1 protein-coding gene is annotated in these 1,253 nt (G+C 56.3%); it reads left to right on the top strand.

Features of this window, described 5'->3' with window-relative positions:
- Positions 1 to 161 precede the first annotated feature (161 nt).
- The coding region (locus RAE09_RS11810) for an IS1249 family transposase (RefSeq protein WP_316981769.1) at positions 162 to 1,253 on the top strand (1,092 nt) is incomplete at its 3' end.

Below are 1,253 nucleotides of genomic sequence, written 5' to 3'. Positions count from 1 at the left end.
GGGTTAAGGGTCAGAAAGTGTGTCTGGGATCGGGGATTTTTAGGCCCTGACCTCTAGGTTAGCGTCAAATATACGCTTTGGGAGCGTATATCTGGCCTTGGGACCGTAAATCCACGGTGTGGCTGACTGCCTGTGGTAGTCGGCGGTGGTGTGGTAGCCCAATGCCAAAGAATCGACCACGCTGCCACTGCGGCGGCGATACCAAACGCAATGGAACAACCAGCAAAGGTACTACCCGATGGCGATGTAAAACCTGCGGAGCCTCGGTCAATAAACGCCGGCCAGATGTCGTCAAAGCTGCTACTTTTGCCCAGTTCATTGAGCACTGCACCACCACAACCTCACTGGAAGCAGTAGCAGAACGAAATGGTGTCAGCGCCTCGACAATGAAACGCCGGTTTAGCTGGTGCTGGCTGGTTGACGTTCCCGACCCCACTATCGGTCATGCCGGGCGAATCTACGACCAAATCTTCATCGACGGCACCTACACTTCCAGCGGATGTTTAATCGTGGCCGCCACCCTAGACCACGTCATCGCCTGGCACTGGTGTAAACGCGAAACTACCCGCGCTTATAAACAGCTACTAGAGCGCATCCCAGCACCCTTAATCGCCGTCATCGACGGCGGCCAAGGAGCTGCCAGTGCCATCAAACAGTGCTGGCCAACCACACTCGTCCAACGCTGCCTAGTGCATGCTCAACGCGTGGTACGCCGCTACACCACCTCACGCCCACGCACGGATGCTGGGCGCACCATCTACCGGTTAGCACTCAAGCTCACCCGCATTAGCACTATCGAGCAAGCCAGCCAATGGGGCGCACAACTGCACGAATTCGCCACGGTCTACCGCACCTGGCTAAACGAGAAGACCCTCATCAAAGACCCCCAAACAGGCCGGTGCACACGGACTTGGACCCATGCCAACGTGCGCAAGGCCTACAACAGTTTGAACCACCTCTGGCGCAGTGACCTGCTGTTTGTCTACCTCAACCCACCCAAAGGAGTCCTTGACACACACCGGATCAAAGCCACCACCAACAGCCTCGAAGGCGGAATCAACTCCCAGCTGAAGCTACTAGCACGAACACATCGAGGACGACGAGGAGAACACCAACGCCGAATGCTGGAGTGGTGGCTCTACCTAAAAACTGAATTGCCCGACGATCCCGTAGAAATCGCCAGGCAATCCAACTGGGGACAGGACCAACTCGCCAAAGTACAAACCCTGACCCACAATGAGAACCAAGCCGAC

Source organism: Corynebacterium tuberculostearicum, assembly GCF_032821615.1.
In the GTDB taxonomy this organism is placed as follows: domain Bacteria; phylum Actinomycetota; class Actinomycetes; order Mycobacteriales; family Mycobacteriaceae; genus Corynebacterium; species Corynebacterium tuberculostearicum_H.
The sequence above is the reverse complement of the archived record's forward strand: the minus strand, read 5'-3'. Positions and strand labels throughout refer to the sequence as shown.